This is a genomic window from Mesorhizobium loti (assembly GCF_003148495.1).
Taxonomy (GTDB): domain Bacteria; phylum Pseudomonadota; class Alphaproteobacteria; order Rhizobiales; family Rhizobiaceae; genus Mesorhizobium; species Mesorhizobium loti.
Genome location: NZ_QGGH01000013.1, coordinates 67,945 through 85,485, shown reverse-complemented (window position 1 = coordinate 85,485; position 17,541 = coordinate 67,945). Strand labels below are relative to the sequence as shown.

General features: G+C 57.7%; 16 protein-coding genes and 2 pseudogenes. 12 read left to right on the top strand and 6 right to left on the bottom strand.

The window, feature by feature from the left end; genetic code table 11:
• Window positions 1–395 precede the first annotated feature (395 nt).
• The gene (locus C8D77_RS39135; protein WP_109671035.1) at window positions 396–1,280 is read right to left on the bottom strand and encodes a hypothetical protein; all 885 of its coding nucleotides are present in this window, start codon (window positions 1,278–1,280) and stop codon (window positions 396–398) included.
• A gap of 248 nt (window positions 1,281–1,528) precedes the next feature.
• Here C8D77_RS39135 and xth point away from each other — a divergent pair, with 248 nt between their 5' ends.
• Both xth and C8D77_RS29945 read left to right on the top strand, forming a co-directional pair.
• On the top strand, window positions 1,529–2,380 hold the full coding sequence (gene xth, locus C8D77_RS29950) for an exodeoxyribonuclease III (protein ID WP_109671033.1): 852 nt from the start codon (window positions 1,529–1,531) through the stop codon (window positions 2,378–2,380).
• Window positions 2,381–3,020: 640 nt separating this feature from the next.
• Window positions 3,021–3,215, top strand: a complete 195-nt coding sequence (locus C8D77_RS29945; RefSeq protein WP_109671030.1) for a hypothetical protein — start codon at window positions 3,021–3,023, stop codon at window positions 3,213–3,215.
• 1,474 nt (window positions 3,216–4,689) lie between these two features.
• Here the strand turns inward: C8D77_RS29945 and C8D77_RS38120 are convergent.
• Window positions 4,690–5,214, bottom strand: coding sequence for a hypothetical protein (locus tag C8D77_RS38120; protein ID WP_206438844.1), 525 nt, complete (start codon window positions 5,212–5,214; stop codon window positions 4,690–4,692).
• Between the two features lie 458 nt (window positions 5,215–5,672).
• On the opposite strand from C8D77_RS38120, the gene C8D77_RS29920 reads away from it, so the two are divergent.
• The 4 genes and pseudogenes from C8D77_RS29920 (at window position 5,673) to C8D77_RS29905 (ending at window position 7,400) form a co-directional block, all read left to right on the top strand.
• Complete coding sequence (locus C8D77_RS29920; protein ID WP_245951916.1) at window positions 5,673–5,990, top strand: hypothetical protein; 318 nt, start codon at window positions 5,673–5,675, stop codon at window positions 5,988–5,990.
• 153 nt (window positions 5,991–6,143) lie between these two features.
• Window positions 6,144–6,407 (top strand): hypothetical protein, encoded by a 264-nt coding sequence (locus tag C8D77_RS29915; protein WP_109671187.1) that lies wholly within the window; start codon window positions 6,144–6,146, stop codon window positions 6,405–6,407.
• 157 nt (window positions 6,408–6,564) lie between these two features.
• Window positions 6,565–7,077, top strand: a pseudogene (locus C8D77_RS29910) (ABC transporter substrate-binding protein); the annotation flags it as partial.
• 32 nt (window positions 7,078–7,109) lie between these two features.
• A complete protein-coding gene (locus C8D77_RS29905) occupies window positions 7,110–7,400 on the top strand; it encodes a hypothetical protein (RefSeq protein ID WP_109671023.1) in 291 nt (96 codons plus the stop codon).
• Between the two features lie 959 nt (window positions 7,401–8,359).
• Here the strand turns inward: C8D77_RS29905 and C8D77_RS29895 are convergent.
• From C8D77_RS29895 to C8D77_RS29885, 3 genes and pseudogenes are all read right to left on the bottom strand, one after another.
• A pseudogene (locus tag C8D77_RS29895) lies at window positions 8,360–8,615 on the bottom strand (hypothetical protein).
• A gap of 213 nt (window positions 8,616–8,828) precedes the next feature.
• The gene (locus C8D77_RS29890; RefSeq protein ID WP_109671018.1) at window positions 8,829–9,266 is read right to left on the bottom strand and encodes a hypothetical protein; all 438 of its coding nucleotides are present in this window, start codon (window positions 9,264–9,266) and stop codon (window positions 8,829–8,831) included.
• 116 nt (window positions 9,267–9,382) lie between these two features.
• Complete coding sequence (locus C8D77_RS29885) at window positions 9,383–9,646, bottom strand: hypothetical protein (RefSeq protein ID WP_245462992.1); 264 nt, start codon at window positions 9,644–9,646, stop codon at window positions 9,383–9,385.
• Window positions 9,647–9,802: 156 nt separating this feature from the next.
• Between C8D77_RS29885 and C8D77_RS37790 the strand changes: the two genes are divergently transcribed.
• The 3 genes from C8D77_RS37790 to C8D77_RS29860 all read left to right on the top strand — a co-directional run bounded on the left by C8D77_RS37790 (window position 9,803) and on the right by C8D77_RS29860 (window position 12,189).
• Complete coding sequence (locus tag C8D77_RS37790) at window positions 9,803–10,024, top strand: hypothetical protein (RefSeq protein WP_164548508.1); 222 nt, start codon at window positions 9,803–9,805, stop codon at window positions 10,022–10,024.
• 652 nt (window positions 10,025–10,676) lie between these two features.
• Window positions 10,677–10,868, top strand: a complete 192-nt coding sequence (locus C8D77_RS29870; RefSeq protein WP_109671016.1) for a hypothetical protein — start codon at window positions 10,677–10,679, stop codon at window positions 10,866–10,868.
• Window positions 10,869–11,886: 1,018 nt separating this feature from the next.
• Window positions 11,887–12,189, top strand: a complete 303-nt coding sequence (locus C8D77_RS29860) for a hypothetical protein (protein ID WP_109671012.1) — start codon at window positions 11,887–11,889, stop codon at window positions 12,187–12,189.
• Window positions 12,190–12,214: 25 nt separating this feature from the next.
• Here C8D77_RS29860 and C8D77_RS29855 read toward each other — a convergent pair whose 3' ends face one another.
• A complete protein-coding gene (locus C8D77_RS29855) occupies window positions 12,215–13,315 on the bottom strand; it encodes a phospholipase D-like domain-containing protein (RefSeq protein WP_245951915.1) in 1,101 nt (366 codons plus the stop codon).
• A gap of 842 nt (window positions 13,316–14,157) precedes the next feature.
• Here C8D77_RS29855 and C8D77_RS37355 point away from each other — a divergent pair.
• The 3 genes from C8D77_RS37355 (at window position 14,158) to C8D77_RS29840 (ending at window position 17,058) form a co-directional block, all read left to right on the top strand.
• The gene (locus tag C8D77_RS37355) at window positions 14,158–14,466 is read left to right on the top strand and encodes a hypothetical protein (RefSeq protein WP_126067732.1); all 309 of its coding nucleotides are present in this window, start codon (window positions 14,158–14,160) and stop codon (window positions 14,464–14,466) included.
• Window positions 14,467–14,715: 249 nt separating this feature from the next.
• Window positions 14,716–16,824, top strand: a complete 2,109-nt coding sequence (katE, locus tag C8D77_RS29845; protein ID WP_109671004.1) for a catalase — start codon at window positions 14,716–14,718, stop codon at window positions 16,822–16,824.
• A 63-nt stretch (window positions 16,825–16,887) separates the two neighbouring features.
• Window positions 16,888–17,058 (top strand): DUF3606 domain-containing protein, encoded by a 171-nt coding sequence (locus C8D77_RS29840; protein ID WP_109671001.1) that lies wholly within the window; start codon window positions 16,888–16,890, stop codon window positions 17,056–17,058.
• The last annotated feature ends 483 nt before the right edge of the window (window positions 17,059–17,541 follow it).

The following is a 17,541-nucleotide window of genomic DNA, read 5'->3' as shown; positions in this document are numbered from 1 at the left end:
GTACTTTGGCTGCTCGACTTTAGGAGCTACCCGGCCACGCGGAGCTGCGGCAGCCCTGCATGGCGTGTCGGTTCGCCATAGCTGGCAACCACGCGGTCTCGGCCCGGCATCCCAAGGCAGAGTCGTTCCATGATAGTGCCCTAGACTTGGACAGGCGATAAGCATGAGCGACGAAGTGGCGGCCATGGCGACGACGCTGGAGCGTCTGCACAGTCGGGCTAATCCACGATGAGCTCTTGTCGAACGGGGGCGCATTCGAACCATGTGCTTTGGCGCTTAACTTCTCGTGCGCGGCCGTAGTCCGGCGATCGGGCGCGGTCTTATGCGCACCGAGCTACTCCAAGGCTCGGCGACTTGAGCAATGCGCGGATAACGAAACGAATGTGAGCACGGATTTACGGCGCGTGACTTCGCCTCCTGTGCTCCCTGCTGCGAGCCTTTCGACGGGCAACTCTCAGTTCAGCAAGGGTTGGCCTCCACCAGCCTCTTAAGCGTTCAGTCGGCCCGGCGGCTGATCGAGCAGGCCATGTGCTCACAAGTTCGGCCAGGGTTGCCGAACGCCAGTTACCCCAAACGAAGTCACCACTTGCAGGCAAGGCGTGGGGATAGAAGGCGGCTGCGTCTGACAGCTCAACGAGTTCACCGGCAAATTCGCTGAAGACGACAATCCCGTACTGCTCGGTGGCGACGGCGCGGCCCAAGGTAGGTAGATCCTGAGCTGGCAACGGGTAGCGGTGGCGCCGGCGTTCACCAGCCCGCTGTTGTGCGGCTCTACAGGCTTCGGTGTTTCTGGCGGCCGCACGTCGCCGTTTTCTTTCCTCCGGTTCGGCATGCTGGGCAGCCCGTTCGATGCTTGGCCATCGTGCCCGGAGAGCCTCATATGAGCGGAATGGAACTCTCCAGGCCCGCAATTCATCGTCCCAACTCGCCCACGGGACAGCGCGCAGTTCTTCAAGCACAGTCCTCGAATAGGGCGTGCGGACGCGCAGGTCGTCCGCGATGTCCAGATACCGGCTTGAGATTGGCTCGAAGGCGAAGGCATCTCGTCCCTTACTATCGTCATGAGGTACTCGCAACGCCGCCTCTTGCGCCAGCCAGCGGTCGATCCGCTGGGCTGCAGTCTTTCCGGGTACGAACCAGCTCTTGCGCTCGTCGCTCCATCTGGCACGCGGAAATGCTTGCTGAAACCGCTCGACCGCCATTCGATCGTATGAAAAGCGAGCTTCGGCACCAATTGCGTCCTGTTTCTGGGGCGCGGGACCGGCGTTGGAATCCGTCATAGTGCATCAACCGAGTTGGCTGGATGGAACGCCGCGCCAGCCCTAAGGTTCATTAAACGACACGCCGCAGAAATATGGCGCCTGAATGATGCCCAATGCTCGGGAGCGGCGCTGTGAACTTTCCCCGCGCTGGGCGGTTAAGGAGAGCCGATGGATGAACGATGCCTCAGGTTGGCGAGGCCGCTCAGCCCTGGAAAGACCACTGACAACTTCATGTTCATATCGGCAAGGTTTCTTGAGAACTCCAGATGATCCGCATCGCAACCTTCAACTTGAACGGCGTGAACGGACGTCTGCCCGTGCTCATCAAGTGGCTGGGCCAGCACGACTATGACATCGTGTGCCTTCAGGAATTGAAGACGTCGGATGAGAAATTTCCTGCCGAAGCCATTAGGAACGCTGGCTACGGCGCGATCTGGCACGGACAAAAATCCTACAATGGTGTAGCCATACTAGCCCGGGGAAAAATGCCGCTGGAACGTCGACGCGGCCTGCCGGGGGATTCTGGTGACACTCACAGCCGCTACATAGAGGCCGAGGTGGATGGGGTCGTCGTGGGATGCCTGTATCTCCCAAACGGCAATCCGGCGCCGGGCCCGAAATTCGACTATAAGCTGCGCTGGTTCGACCGTCTGATCAGCTACAGCCAGTTACTGCTCACAGAAGGTGTCACAACCGTTCTTTGCGGCGATTACAATGTCGTGCCAACGCCGATCGATGCCGCGGTCCCAAGACGTTGGGTGGGCGACGCAGTCTACTTTCCGGAGAGCCGGCGAGCCTATGCCAAAATGCTTGGTGACGGCTGGATCGATGCCGTCCGTCGCATCCATCCGGAGAAAGGCATCTACACCTATTGGAACTTCTCCTACGGGGGCGGTTATGACCGCAGCTCAGGCCTGCGCATGGACCATCTCCTCCTCAGCCCAGCCCTTTCGACCAGCTTACGTGATGCCGGCGTCGATGCTGCCTTGCGAGCTTGGGAAAAGCCGAGCGATCATGCGCCAGCTTGGATAGAGCTCGATCTTCCGGGAAATCGAAAAACGCCATCACCCACCGCCGACAAAAGTTCCATTCTGGCAAATTTCGTTCCTGGGCCCTAGAGTTCACAACTGCTTTTGTGCGACCGCCTGAACGATGGTGAACGGTGAAAGCATCTGGACACATACCTCAACCTAGCGCCATGTCATCGGATGAACGATTGCGAAAACGCGGTGCAACCGTGGGGAGAAGGCCGCAACGTTGCCGCGCCTATGACTGCCGCGTGGCACCCAGATGCCATCAGCGGCGACCTCCAGGCTTCGGTCAGCAACTTCGTGATGGGCCGCCTTGCTTAAGATCCGAACCGGGCAGTGACGACTTGGTCGCCCTGACAGATCGTTCAAGAAGCGGATCCGCCCGAAAATCGGACTGTCAGACATCCTAGAATCACTACCTGAGAAGCGCCGCGCGGTGATGTAGACCTTATGGCGGTCGAGCGCTTTGCGCACCGCGGCGCTTTCCATTCTGGCTGGTGACCGAACTGACCATTGCTATGACGCGGACTCTTGTATCGCCCGCGCCCAGCGGACGCGGGCCTCCCAAGACACCAAGATCAGCAGCCGTGCCAGGACGGAACGCGGCAGCCGCGATTGAATTAGCTAAGGCTGAAAATAGTTCCAGAATCCGAAATGTTGCCCCCGTGGCCGCAACAAAGCCAAGGGCCGCACGTTGTTCGGTTGGACAGCCTTTAGGAGCGCGCTGGTGCCGAAATATCATGTCGAGGAAATGGACGGCGACAGCGTCACAGCGGCCCACATCGTCAATGCGACCACGCCTTTGAAGGCCGCTAGGGAAGCAACCGAGCGCGAAGTCACGTTGCGCACCAGCGAGCCAGTGTGGATCCGGGTCACGGACGAAAAGCGCGGCCACGTCTTCGAGTACAGTTTCAGCCTATGACGAAGCTGTCAGACCTTGGCCCTCCAATTCCCGGCACGCTGTACGGCGGTGAGGATATCCCGGAAGATCAGCATTTCTATCATGCCCCTCTTGCGGGCAGAAGGTCGATCAGCGCGATTTGCGCCATGGGGAGCCATGGCACGAGCCGCTGGAACTCGAAGATAGCGCCGAGATCATCCAGTTTCCTCGTAAAGAATAAGATAGGCCCCGCCGGCCGGCGCAGATGGCATCGCATAAGACTGAAGTCCATTGCCAGTCAGCCAAAAGACCATGCCCGGAACATTCCTCCATTCCGGTTGTTCTCGGCTTAGCTTAACCGGAGCCCGACAGGGCACCGCGTCAGGGGAACTGCACATGCCTTTATCCGATGATCTACGCGACATGCCAATGGAGTTTCAGTGCCCGGCTTGTTCGCATCCAATGGTCAGACTCGGCTCCTGGCTCCGAACGATCGGCGCGTTCAGATGCGATAGCTGCGGGGTTTCGGTCCGCATCGGCTATGCAAAAAAGCTGTCTATCTTCGAGCGCTATCGTAGGAATTCACAGTCTCAAAAGAGTTACAACGGCCCCGACAGGGACATGCGCCGAGCCCCTCGCGGGTTGCCGCTCAAACATCCTAGTGCTGACAAATCCGATTCGGAAATGGCCGGCGCGTTATTGCCCGGTGAGAACAATAGTGAAACTAGCGCCGGCCACTGCGGCAACTTTGAGGGGATTGCCACTTGGCTGAGTTAGAGCGAACTAATGGGCCGGCAATTGCTTGGTTAAAACCGTACAGAGAATCTCCCTGGGGTAACCCTCAAAAGAGAGTAAAAATATTCCCTTCGTCGGAAGGGAGGCCGCGATGGTTCAACCACATTTAGATAGCGCAAAAGCGGTCATCGAAGCGGCCGCTCTCGTTAGGCAGCACACGATGGCAGGAACTGCCGGATTCCTTGGGGACATGGAACGATCCCGGAAGTCTATCCAAACGTCACGAGATCTCCTGAGGCGCCTTCGTGAACGTCATCGCGACGACATGGCGCGAGCTTGGGAGGATACAGGCCCGGTTCCCGTTGTTGTCTCGGCCTTCGATGCGGACATCCTCCGCTCTGTATTTCGAGATTTGATCCTGGAAACGAAGGTACCAGAGGCCCAATGGCGCAATCTGGCTAGGAGCCTGGTATTCGAATTTACCGGATGCGATCAGACCGAAGCAGGCTTGGTTGACTGGATCATCAGCAAGTAGCCAGTCGCCCTAACGTGAAATTAAAAGCCCGCCACCATTCGGCGGCGGGCAAGGTCTCATGGTGAAGCACTCTGTGGGTCAGTGCATGTAACCAATTTCGTCGGCGTGACAATGTTCCACAACTGCAGACACGTTGCACAAAAAGCCGACCAAGGCAGCGGTATATCCCGTGTACCGTAGACGGCGCCAAATAATGTTGGCGCAACTCGTCCAGCCCGCTACATAGCCTTGAAAGGCGCCCGGTAACTATGTCTCGTCAAACCGACCTTCCCGGGTGGGATGACGGGCTATGGCGGCCTCCTCTTCATCGTCAGGCAAGGCGTCGTCGCTGTTCTGATAAGCGTTGTCATCGTCTTCCTCGACGCCATCCATTTCGATACCGGTATTCGTTTGGGCTGTTGCGAGATTGTCGTCGCGGTCGGGTTCGATGCCGATAGTCTCGCCCTCACCATGGACCTGATCACGATGCCAGTCGTTGGTCTTGTCCGCCGTTTTGACGACGGCTTCGCGACTCCCCCGGTCTGTGTCCTTGCGGGGGTCGGGGCCGGGCATATCGAGAGATGATTTGGGATGCATGGCGTGGTTCTCCTTTTTGAAGACAAACCACTTCGGACATTCAAGGTTCCTCACCCCGCCACGCAGCACGCGCCAGATGTCGTGCCAATAGGCGTTGAACAGTGAGGCCACGGCAGGGGCTGCCATGCCGGTCACACCCTCGACCGAAATGGTAAAAGCCCGGCCCAGCGGGCTCTGCCCTTCCTTCGTTCGCATGTTTCACTAAAATTCCCAGGAATACATATTTCTTCACCAGCCGGCAGCACATCCCAACAACATGCCGCCGGTTAGGCCCAGCGGCCCTCGCTGCGAGCCCCCTCGCAACTAAGCCGTTGGGCCGCAAGTTGTGGAATCGCGCCGGCACGAAGGCGCCGAAGACAAGGAAGTGTTGCCCGATGCCACGGACAGACAAAGGGGAGGCGCTGAGGCTGTCAGTTTTTGTCGATCCTACCGATGCAGTAAATGCCGCAATGGAGCTCTATGGCTCGGAGGCGCAGACCGCAGCGGCCTACTGTGCAATGGAAGCTCACTTCGCGGGTCGACCAGCCGATTTCCGTTTGTGGTGCTCAGTCTTCCGAGAACTCACCCGCGCCAATATTCATTGACGCGCCTGTGTTCGATCCGGATAAGGCGAAGTTCTACCTCAAGGCAGGTCAGTCGAACCATACCTGGATTTGAGTGCGGCAGACGCCGCGTTTGGTGGCATGAAAGGCGAGTGGGAACAGCGGATGGGGGCCGAACGTTCTGTGTTGAGCCAAGGAGCAAACGACATGCGAAAATGCGCAATCGCCGCTGGCGTGATCGGTCAGTTTATTGTTTCGGCCTTTGCAGCCACTGAATATTGGGTGGCGAAAGATGCGGTCTCGAAGCAGTGTGAGGTGGTCACGAAGAAGCCCGATGGAACCCTGGTTATCCCTCTCACGAAGACCAGATACAAAACAGAGGCGGAGGCGAACGCAGCAATGACAAAAATGCCAAGCTGCAAGAAATAACTGCCGCTGGGCAGTCCTGTCCGCCGCTGTCCCCGTCATCCGGCCACCTCAGCTGCTGCATGTGTTTGGAGCACTTGGGTCCGCAAGCGGAACAAAGGAGCTAGGTGATAATTTCTAATGGAAAGGATTGCGGACGCAAAACGGATTCGTGCCATGACAATGCTATTCGAACTACTCGACTCGGATGGTCGCCGGCGAAGCGCGCTCTACCACGCGGCGAGGTTGTCGATGCTCCATGATCGAGTACTGATGCGTTTCGACAAGGTTGAAGAAGCGGCCGACAAGGTTGAGCGTGCCGCCGCCTTCCTGGTTGATGTTGCCCACGGAACCGCCATCGACGCGTTCGATGACGCAGCTTTCAGCAATTCGTCGGCAGCTTTCCTTCACCTCGAAGTGGGTCAGACACTCGGACTCTGACTGCGGAGACCAACATTCGATCTTGGCGCCTCCTCGGCGGAAGCGGAGCACCGGGCAAGGGCAGGCATGACCTGGCCTGAAAGAGTGAGATTCCTGAACGGGTTCAGTAAGGAACTGGTTCAGGCGATTTTCCGTCGAGAACCCTCCTGCCAGTCTTGTCGGCGCAGCCGAGAGCGGCCCCTACAAGTTCGACAGCGATGCGGCCAACCAGAAGACCGTTCTCGTGAAGAACGATGCGCGTAAGGGCACCAAGCAGGCGTTCGACAGGATCGAGTTGGTTCCCATCGGCGATGAAAACGCCGCCGAAATCGCTTTCGAGGCGGGCGAACTGAATTTCACCTACGTTCCCGTTTCGTCGATCAAGCGGCTGCGGGATTCCGGCACCGCCGGGGCGACGCTCAAGGAATACCCTGGGCTCGGATATGTCTGGCTTGGGATGAACGTGGACAACGAGGCGCTCAAGGACATTCGGGTTCGGCAGGCTGTGCAGTATGCGATCAACGTTAACATGGTTCTCAAGGCCTTAAGTTGGGAAATTACCGTTCATCGTCATCTCCGGTTCCATTCGCCCACCGCTTCGGTAAGGTCTGACGCAGGCCAGCAGCGAGAGCAGCACCTTTTTTCGACGCTCTCCGACTTCCACAGGGCGGGAAAAGTCGACGGGAATTGAGTGACGGCAACAAAAGGTGATTTGAGTTTCAGATGAGCCGCATATCGATCGCCCAAGAGCTTGAGAGTGCCGCCGACCGCATCGCGGATATGTCGCGGGCGGATTTGCAGATCATCCTTCGGCGGGCCGCCCTGATGCTCCGCAATATGGCTGGCGTGCCTCTGGAACCACCGACCGAGGATGCGTTGAACTCAATCGCCGCAGAGATGAAGATGAGCCGCCCCGACCTCATCGCGGCGATTTTGCGGGATTGGCTTGAGACAAACGCCTACCTGCCTTTCCATGTGTTTGACGATGACACAACGACAGATGGGCGGGGATAGGGCTTCCGCGATCACGCCATAACGCCAAACTGAAGAATCGACCAAGCTTCAGACGCGGCGGACCTGGTTGTCCGCATGGCCGGCGCCGAATCCCATAGCTCCCACCCTTGGCGCCGGCCATCTTGCGATTGCAGGTATCCAGATGCATTCTGCGCATTATGCCCGAGCAGCAATACCTGGACCATCGCCTCGAATGCCCGTATTGCCTCACAATACGACTGAGAATCCCGGATGGCGCCAAACCTGAAACCCAGATTGTTTGCGATGATTGCGGAAAGTACCTCGGGACGTGGGATGAACTGCTGACCGACTTTGAGAAGCAAGGTGGAAACACTGGGGTGTTCCGTCTCGAAAAGGGTCGGATCAGGCGGGTCGATTAGCAGGACAGGCCGGCTGAGAACTCGGCTACGCCTAAAGGGTTCAAAGGCTTCTTCAACATCCGTGCCTCTCGCACCAGGGACGCCCAATTGAACCCGAGGAAACTGATAAGCTCGCGGGCTTGTGCTTCGGTAATGCCAGTCTCGTCGACAAGACGGCGGGCCATGGTGCCTCTACCATCGGTCGGCGGCTTGCCTGGTTCATCAACCACAGATTGTTCCCCACCCGACCGAACGGTCTCGAAGGGGAAACGTTCCGGAGCTAGCCGGTCAGAGCGCTTTCTCTACGTCTGAATTCAAAATAGCGAGGTCGAAATCGGGTTGGCAGCGTCACAACAAGGTCAGTGACGCGGATCCACTTGCAGCAAGCGCCTCGCAGCGTAACCTTCTGTCCTAACGCTGCCTCTGCTGCCTCGAAAGGCGTGCGACCCTTTGCGTCGAACGTCGAAACAATGGATTCCCCGTCCATTTCCTCAACGCGGTAATTCTTCATGGGCTGCCTTCGGATGGGCGGGCACCGAGCGAATCGTTCTGACCAGGATAGGGTTTCGTTAGCTATCGCTCAACTAAGACCGAAGTCCCTTAGTCAGCGCCTACCCGCCCGGGAGGCGGCCTAACCGGTCCTGTGGTGTTCAACGGGATGAACTCGACTTCCTGCCCGGTGACATCCCGCACGGCTTTTCAACAGCATCTCATGCAAGGGGCGCGTCTGCCGGTAGTGGTCGCAATGCAGCGATATGAACGGCTTGATGATGCTTAGGTGCAGCGCTTCCGCTGCCACCAGAAAGCCCTCGATTTCAGCCTGGGATAATTGCTTTGACGGTTTTGATCTGACCATTTGGCGAACTCCTTGGTTGAGGAATCGCCGCAACGGGAGGATTACATTCCTCGCCTCGATCTCGGTGGCAAGGGCTATTTGGGCAGCCAGGCTTCATAATGCACAGTTGCATCTTGCGCAGCATATAACGCCCGCCGTGTGGCAGCGTGCCACCGCCACACGAACGGCTCGGCAACAAAGTCGCCGGCAGTGGCGAATGCCCCGTTGCAGACCTTAAGCTGGGATCAAGAGTGCAATTCGATGGATGCCAACCACCTTGCTGATGTTGGTGGCTTTATCTGACTTTCCCTTGCCGCAGCTGTAGATGCCGCCATCTTTGACGGTATAGGCCGGAATTCCTTTCTTCTCGATTTTGAACTCCCCGGCAATGATGTGGCAGATCATGTCCATGTCCATCATGGGCTGGTCGTCCGGATCCGAAGCTCCAGGTTGGTAAATCACATCGATTATCTTGATGCTCTTATAAGCACCGATCTGTGACTCCTGTTCCCCGACTTCCACCATCCGTCGCCCGTGCCCCATGTCCATGCCATCGGTAGCGCTATAGCTGGGCGCTGCCGCCTCCGCCGGCGCTGCTAATAAAAATACGGGGGTCGCGGCGGTCGCGGCGAGACCAAATTTAAGGGCTGATCTGCGATTAAGGCGTTCCATGTACGGTCCTCCCTTTGAGCAGTCGTGCGATAATTCGCGCAGGGGACTCGGCGCTCAAGTTCGAAAACTGTCAACCGTTCTCTCCGAAGCGGAGCCGACCGACAGACTGGTCATCCTCATTCCCCACGAAAGTCCTGCAGTGAAGCGTGCTGCAAATCCTCCTCGCCGCGCAAGTGCTTCACGCGGCCGATGATGCCCAGCTTGACCCACTGCGTCGCCGCCCGCTTCATGCCCTTCGGCGCCGTCCCTGCATGGTCCTGGACACGCTTCCACAACCGTTCGCGCATTTCCCGGTTCATGGCGATGAACGCCGACCCGACATAGCGTCCTGTGCCCCGCTCTGCCATCAAAGCGAAGGCCGGCTTGCCCGCTTCGTTCACAGAGTAGCATTTCGCCTTTAGCCGGCTGGTCGATGGGCCGCTGCGATATCTGCTGTCGCGCCGTTTCGACACCATACCGGTGCAGCGAGCGACAAAATGGCGTGAGGTCCGAGAGTTGGCGACGAGATCACCCTGACGGCCACCGTCCTGAAAGTGATGGACGACGGCGTGTCGAGCGTTAGCATTCCCTCCTACAATTTTCCCCTTGCCATCGACACGGCGAAGAAGGCGAAGGCCGGACAGAAGGTCGATATCAGCGGTTTTGCAACGCGCGTCGATGAGGAAGACGAGAAGGTAACGGTCCGGATCGACGGAGGCGGACTTGTGACTATGGATTGTCGATGCTATCGCAAACCTCTCCACGACGTCCGCGAGTGAATGTTCGGGACTAACGAATGGAACCCGGTGTGATCTTCGATGTTGTTTTCGCCAGGAGCAACCGACAATGGCAGACGACAAGAGCAAGCGTGATTTTCGTGACCGCGACCGCGTAGCAGGCGACCAAGAATACGAGGTGGCTATTTGGCCAGCAAGTTCCAACTTACGATTCCTAAAGTGCGGGAACTTATGAGAAAGCACGGCAACGACCGTGATTCGCTGGAGCGTGAGGCAAAGGCACTGGGCAGCCGATGATGAAACAATCAGATCTTGGCCCGCCGATCCCTGGCAAGCTGCATGGCCGGTATCCGACGAGCGCGACCATTTCTACAATTGTCCCAGTTGCGGGCAGATGGTCGACATGCGCGATCTGCGCCAAGTCATCTGGCATGAAGAGACGAAGCACAAGCCTCGCCTCCTGCTGCAGGATTAGCTAGTGCTTCCTTTCCTGCGGCCCGGACGTGATCCCGCCGCCCCATTCACGGCGGCGGCGGGCGCCCTAGGGATTTCGGGACTCGCGGGGTGTTGGGTTCCCACTGATGCACAAAATACCATCAGGCGTCGGCCGGTTCCTAGGCAATGTACGCATCTTACCAAGGCTTGCCGGCCTGATCCTGGCGGAGTTAAAATTCCGCTTTAAGGGGAGGCTACGATGGACAGCGTGCACCCGAACGGCAAGGTTCCGCCTTGCGTTGAAGTGATCGAAGCCTGCGGAGAGTGGTTCGTCCGCATAGTTGGCGACGACGAAGAAATCACCCGCTCATTTGATCTGGAATCATTCGCCCTGTCCTACGCGGAAGGCCAGCGGATCCGGCTAGGTCTCGCCGAGTTCAAGCGGCTGTAGGAGACGCGATGCCTCTCTCTCAGAGCCTAAACTTAGTCGAGATGGAATTCCGATGCTCGGAATGCGGATGTGGCTTCGTAAAGCCTGGGCGCTGGTTTAAGTCTGCCGCTCAACATCGTTGCGACGGTTGCCATCACGTCACGCACCTCACCTACTCCAATAAATTGGCATTGTTCGACAAATACGCCAAGCTTCTGAGCACGGGTTCTGTGGCGAGGGCCGATGCCGCGTGAGTATCGCGCAGAGGCATCAACCTCTTTCCGTGCAGCGGAAGAGGCAAGACGCCGACCTTTGATGCTCCACCGGACGGGAGACTACTTCCTTGAGGTGACCGACGAGGCCAGCGGGCGCGTCTTCGCTTATCGGTACGCAGACTTGCTCTACTGATCCGAGCCCCTAAGATTGGGGGACGCTTCCAAATAGTCGACGGATTCCAACCCAAGACGAAAGGAATTCGCGCACCGCCGCTGCCCGGCTGGGCATCCGCCTCTTCCAAATCGCCAAGCCTCTAGCGCCGCGTAATCCTCCTCGCTGAAAGAACTTATCAGTGCCAAGGTCATGGAGCGCTATAAGACCTTGAACCTCTGTACTGAGCAGCCTCAAGCCACAATGCGAGCGCAATCGATGGAGAACGTGCCTTAACTTCAAAATCATGGCCCCTGTACCCACCTGACGCGATCCATACAGTCTTTGAGCGTTGGTAGATCGCGATGCCCCGTGTGCTCGCCCAATTGCACAGTTCTTCATCATTTCGATACATTACTTCGGCCCCCGCCATCCCTAAATTCGTTATAAACAACAAACGTGCCAAATTTATGAATAGATGTTACTGATTGCAGTGCACCACAAGCTTTACTGCACCTACGGCAACTGCTTCCCGTGTAGGATCGTAAAGTCCCGCTTCATTTCCTGTATGACACGCGTGCATAGACGGGTCGTTGACACCTGCCCTGTGAAAGGCGTACGTCGCCGTTCGCACCCGCGTCCAGGGCGCGCTTTTGCCCATAGAGGTACCAAAATGGACGACAATTATACCAATGCCCGTGAACACTTCTTCGGTGCAATCCGGGCGCTGGCAGCCTCCGAGGATAGCATTCAAGCGAGGCTGATTGAGGCGAACGTAAACATTCTGAACGTCACGATCGATGAATTCGACGGTGACCGTGAACTCAAAATCAAATTTGCAAAATTGCTGGACCTTCTGGCGGTTGATCAGGATGACTTGGAGACGGTCGCTACCGAGAACGCGGCGCACATGACTGATTTCGAAGCTGTAAAAGTCGCCGATCTAATCTGCGATTTCTATTGCGAGATCACCTAGCGTGCGCACCCGCGCAAGCGCCCGGTTAAAGCTGCGACCTCAGCTGGCTGGCAAACCAGTCCGCGACCTTCTCGCGCAACGGACGGGCCTGCCATTCTTCCAGACTGATCTGCCTGGATCGCTGCAGATCCTGGTTGAACAAGTCGATCTGCGTCTTTGCGAAATCCTTGCCGTAAACATTCAGCGTGGCTTCGTCGTTCAGACGTAGGGAGCGTTCGTCCAAATTGGCTGAGCCAAAGCTCGACCAGACATCGTCAACGATCAAGAGTTTGGGATGGTACATGGTGGGCTGAAACTCAAATATCCGAACGCCGGCCTGGAGCAATGAACCCCAGAAGTAGCGCGAGCTCTTTCGAGTCAGCGGCACGTCCGTCAGCGAATTGGGCACGATGACATCAACAGATACGCCGCGTTTCCTAGAGTCCAAGATCTGCTGGAGTGCGACGTCGTCCGGCACGAAGTATGCCATCCCGATGCGCAAATGCTTTTTGGCAGCAGCCATGGCTGTCAACATCATCAGCTCCATGTCCTCCGAGCCATTCGGCTGCGAAGATAGGATCAGCTGCGCATCCAGCTCTCCTGCTGGTTCGGGTCCAGGATAGAACTTTTCACCCTGCAAAGTCTCCCCTGTGGTCTCTAGCCAGTTTTGCGCGAACGCTGCTTGGAAGGCTGACACCGCCGTTCCTTCAATTCGATAGTGCGTGTCGCGCCATTCATCCGGGTTGCGGGCGTTTCCGCGCCAGTTGTCGGCAATGCCGACACCCCCGGTGAATGCGACGTGTCCATCCACGATCAGCAGCTTGCGGTGGGTCCGATTGTTGAACCGGTCAAGCGTATACCAGTGGATGGGTCGATATCGCTCGAACGTGACCCCAGCTCTTGTCATGATCTGGATCAGGTCCTCATCGAACGGAAGGCTGCCGACCCAGTCAACCAGAACGCGGACCTCCACGCCATCTCTCGCTTTGGCCGCCAGGGAAGTCGCGAACTCATAGCCGACAGCACCTGACCAGTAGATGTACGTTTCCATATCGATGGTTGTATGAGCCGCTCTAATCGCCTGCAGCATAGAAGGAAAAATCTCGTCTCCGTTGACCAAAGTTTGCACCGCGTTCGAACCGAACATCTGCCCTTGCGAGAAACTGCCCATGGTCTTGGCAAATTGGGGATCCGAGGAGTCAAAGCGGTGAGGTACGATCGATCGTAAAACGCGCGGCTCGGGGACGAGATTTATGGCTAGCAACGTGAGCAAGCTGGCGATGACAGCAATTGCTCCGTAGATAACCCCCCTGCGCAAACGCCCGGACTCGCGAGTTTTCGCCCTTGCCGGCTGAGCCAGGAGACCGGAAGACCGCACGTCAGTCACCTCTTTGCTTGCGAAATGCCGTGCTACGGGAAATCATTTCTTCAATTGATGGGAGCATCGTTGCGATGAGTAATTGCCATCTTCAAGAACTTGGAACAGCGATTCAGGTTCCCTGGCATCGCCCTGGATCAGAGAGATCGTGACGCCCCACAATGCCGTCGGAGAGAGAGTAAAAACCTCGTGTGCAGCAACCTGCTTGCAACTCCACAGCGGTGGGTTTTTTCGAGATGTTCCTGCTTCGGCACACGCGGGCACAGGCGCTCGCAAGAATTGCGCAAGGGAACTTCGGTCCGACCAGTTTCTTGAGGATCGTTGCTAAATCCCAAGTCCACCAATCATCCACAGGGCGGAGTCTTTAGATGTCGGCACCATGCTTGCGAAGCCTACTCCAATCGTACCATGACGGCCGTTAAACCGTTCCCACTGAAAAGCTCGATACCGTCAGGAACCGGGCGAAAGTGTTAGCTCGATCGCACCTTGACCTAATTCGAATGTGTGCGTCGGTACCACAATCTCCAAATTGTTTTGAAAGCCACCGGCCTTTTAGGCTGTCAAACGTGGCCCATGCAGCTCAACGCAGGCCGGACCGGACGGAGGTTCAATTGGCCGGCGATAAGTGCAGCCATGATGCTATTCACGACCATCAGGTCGAAAATTTCGCCCGAGAGAACGGCCTAACCCCGGACCTGGTGTGGGACTTGATCCTAAAATACGGCAATGGCCGCAAGGCCGTGATTGAAGCTGCGCAGCGTATGAGAGGTGATAAGTCGAACCATCAGGCAACACGCACCCAACAGACCCCACTAACCCGGCAAAGCCGCGTCCTTCGCGGAAGTGGGCAAACCGATCATTTGCAACTGGGTGAAGCATTCCAAGAGTCCGCCACCAAGGGCAGCGGGCCAAAAGTGTAACCCGTGCATCCCTTCCCTCTGCCCGCCGCCAACGCAGGCGTATCTGAAGATGGTGCAAATCCGCCGGCCGGACCGCATCGCTTTGATTTGTGACTTGGTGGCTCCCCGGGTTTTCGCGTTCGTCGCACGCACCTGGTCGACTTCCTCCATGCGCCTAGTCGACGAAATTGCTTCTTGGTTCCATGGAACCTGTAGCCCCACCGCAGGTTGCTCAGCAGATCACCGCAGTGCAAACCCAAGGAGGACCGCATGGCGCGTAAAGCAGCTACCAATCCAAATGCCGCGACGATCCACGACCAAACCCTTGTCCGAGGGCAGGGTGGAGAGCTGCACCAACTGGCGGAAGGTAAAACAGTCATTTTGACGACGGCGCAGGGAAGCCCGGTCGCCGACGATCAGAATACCTTGAAAATCGGGGCGCGCGGACCGGCGCTCCTCGAGGATTTTCACTTTCGCGAAAAGATCTTCCATTTCGACCACGAGCGCATTCCCGAGCGGGTCGTGCACGCCCGCGGCTACGGTGCCCACGGCTTTTTCGAGACTTACGATTCCCTCGCCAAGTACACCCGTGCCGACATTTTCCAACGTGCTGGTGAAAAGACGCCGGCGTTCGTTCGCTTCTCGACGGTGGCGGGCAGCAAAGGCTCGTTCGACCTGGCTCGCGACGTACGCGGTTTCGCGGTGAAGCTGTATACCAAGGAGGGCAACTGGGACATTGTCGGGAACAATATTCCGGTGTTCTTCATCCAGGATGCCATCAAGTTTCCCGACGTGATCCATGCGGTAAAGCCGGAGCCCGATCGGGAGTTTCCACAGGCCCAGTCAGCGCACGACACCTTTTGGGATTTCATCAGCCTGACGCCTGAATCCATGCACATGATCATGTGGGTGATGTCTGATCGGGCGATTCCGCGGTCGTTCCGTTTCATGCAGGGTTTCGGAGTCCATACCTTCCGGCTGGTCAACGCGGCCGACGAGTCCACATTCGTGAAATTCATCTGGAAGCCCAAGCTCGGCATGCAATCGGTCGTCTGGAATGAGGCGGTCAAGATTAATGGCGCCGATCCGGACTTTCACCGCAGAGATCTCTGGAACGCCATTCAAGCCGGCCAATTCCCGCAATGGGAGCTCTGCCTGCAACTGTTCGACCAGGAATTCGCCGACAGCTTCGATTTCGACATTCTCGACCCCACCAAGATCATCCCCGAAGAGGTCCTGCCGCCGGTACCCGTTGGCCGGCTGGTCCTCGACCGCATGCCGGATAACTTTTTCGCCGAGACCGAACAGGTGGCGTTCATGACTCAGAACGTCCCGCCGGGCATCGATTTCAGCAATGACCCGCTCCTGCAGGGGCGCAACTTTTCCTATCTCGACACCCAGCTGAAACGCCTTGGCAGTCCCAATTTCACCCATCTGCCGATCAATGCGCCGAAATGCCCGTTCCATCATTTTCAGCAGGATGGTCATATGGCGATGCGCAATCCAGTCGGACGCGCGAATTACCAACCCAACTCGTTTGGAGTGGGACCGCGCGAATCGTCCGAGCGTGGTTTCCGGTCCTTCGCTGACGGCGAGGCGGGACAAAAGGTCAGGCTGCGCCCAGAGAGCTTCGCTGACCACTACAGCCAGGCCGGCCAGTTCTTCAACAGTCAGACGCCTCCTGAGCAGCGCCACATCGCCCAAGCCCTGACGTTTGAGCTTAGCAAGGTCGAAAGCCCGGCTATCCGGGAGCGTATGATCGCGCACCTATTGAGCATCGACGAAGTTTTGGCATCGACAGTCGCCGACAAGCTCGGAATCACCGATTTGCCGAAGGCGGCGGATGCGGCCGTGGCACCGAGAAGGGATCTGGAGCCGTCGCCGGCCTTGAGCATCATCGAGAATGGCCCTCATAGCTTCGAGGGCCGCAAGGTCGGCGTACTGATCAGCAATGGGGCCGACGCGGCTCTGTTCAAAGCGCTGCAGGCGGCGATCGAAATTGAAGGGGCGACAATGGAGGTCATTGCCCTGAAGGTGGGCGGTGTGCAGGCTGATGACGGCACCAAAATAATTGCGAAGCATATGATCGACGGCGGCCCTTCCGTGCTGTTTGACGCCGTGGCTCTGCTGCTCACCGAAGAAGGTGCGGAATTACTAGCGCGAGAGGCTGCAGCCCGGGATTTCGTGGCGGATGCCTTTGCCCACTGCAAGTTCATCGGATTTACGCCGGCGGCGGTTCCTCTCCTGGCGAAGGCGGGCGTCGATCCGGCATCCGATGAAGGCCTCATTTCTTTGACAGATGGGGACGCTGCCGGAACGTACATGGAGGCGTGCCGCAAACTTCGGCTGTGGGCGCGGGAGACCAGCGTCAAACTATAGGAGAGATTCATCCAGCAACTGCACGATGAGCTGGAGCGTTCCTTCGAACGAAAGGAATGAGCAATGACTGACGAAGAGGCCAGACGGCCGGTCATAACCCCGCAAGCCGTGCGCGCGCTGGCGCGCGAGTGCGGCGTGACCGAGAGCCAAATCCGTGAGATCGTCTCATTGGTCGGGGTAGACAGGGCGTCGATTTTGCGCGAGGCCCGGCTTCTTCGCAAGGGCGGGAATTGAGCCTTCTGGATTTCCGACCAACGAGGGACTGGCGGAGGATGCGGCAATGGCGCAGGTGAACCATAACCGGCGCAAGCCGGCTTCGCCCGATGATGTCAGGCCCCGTGCGGGCGCCAGCGTTTTTCGCCTTCATTGATTTCTTTGCCCAACTGCAGGGCCCAAGGAGGCGGATATCTCGGCTGTATTCGGGTCCCCTCCTACAGCGGTTGTTCCAACCTCAACCTTACTATCTGAGCTGGGGCGGTTGCCGACGCCTTGCGAAAGCCGGTGCGGCAGCGTGGGCAGATGCTCGTCGCAAGCGCCGGCCCTTCATGAACGTTGCCTGTTCCACCAACAAGCGTCATGCAAACGGTCCCGCAGACGAATTTGTGAGCGCGGACGGAACCTTCCGATCGCAGTAGCTTTACTCAGATCAGAAGAGGGGATGCCAACAGGCCGGATTCAAGCTGACCTCGATTGCGAGATCAGCCCATCGCCAGCGTG

Coding starts and splice junctions, on each gene's coding strand:
- C8D77_RS39135 (WP_109671035.1), bottom strand. CDS start 1,280: ATGACGGATTCCAACGCCGGTCCCGCGCCCCAGAAACAGGACGCAATT.
- xth (WP_109671033.1), top strand. CDS start 1,529: ATGATCCGCATCGCAACCTTCAACTTGAACGGCGTGAACGGACGTCTG.
- C8D77_RS38120 (WP_206438844.1), bottom strand. CDS start 5,214: ATGCGAACGAAGGAAGGGCAGAGCCCGCTGGGCCGGGCTTTTACCATT.
- C8D77_RS29915 (WP_109671187.1), top strand. CDS start 6,144: ATGACAATGCTATTCGAACTACTCGACTCGGATGGTCGCCGGCGAAGC.
- C8D77_RS29905 (WP_109671023.1), top strand. CDS start 7,110: ATGAGCCGCATATCGATCGCCCAAGAGCTTGAGAGTGCCGCCGACCGC.
- C8D77_RS29890 (WP_109671018.1), bottom strand. CDS start 9,266: ATGGAACGCCTTAATCGCAGATCAGCCCTTAAATTTGGTCTCGCCGCG.
- C8D77_RS37790 (WP_164548508.1), top strand. CDS start 9,803: ATGGACGACGGCGTGTCGAGCGTTAGCATTCCCTCCTACAATTTTCCC.
- C8D77_RS29870 (WP_109671016.1), top strand. CDS start 10,677: ATGGACAGCGTGCACCCGAACGGCAAGGTTCCGCCTTGCGTTGAAGTG.
- C8D77_RS29860 (WP_109671012.1), top strand. CDS start 11,887: ATGGACGACAATTATACCAATGCCCGTGAACACTTCTTCGGTGCAATC.
- C8D77_RS29855 (WP_245951915.1), bottom strand. CDS start 13,315: ATGTTCGGTTCGAACGCGGTGCAAACTTTGGTCAACGGAGACGAGATT.
- katE (WP_109671004.1), top strand. CDS start 14,716: ATGGCGCGTAAAGCAGCTACCAATCCAAATGCCGCGACGATCCACGAC.
- C8D77_RS29840 (WP_109671001.1), top strand. CDS start 16,888: ATGACTGACGAAGAGGCCAGACGGCCGGTCATAACCCCGCAAGCCGTG.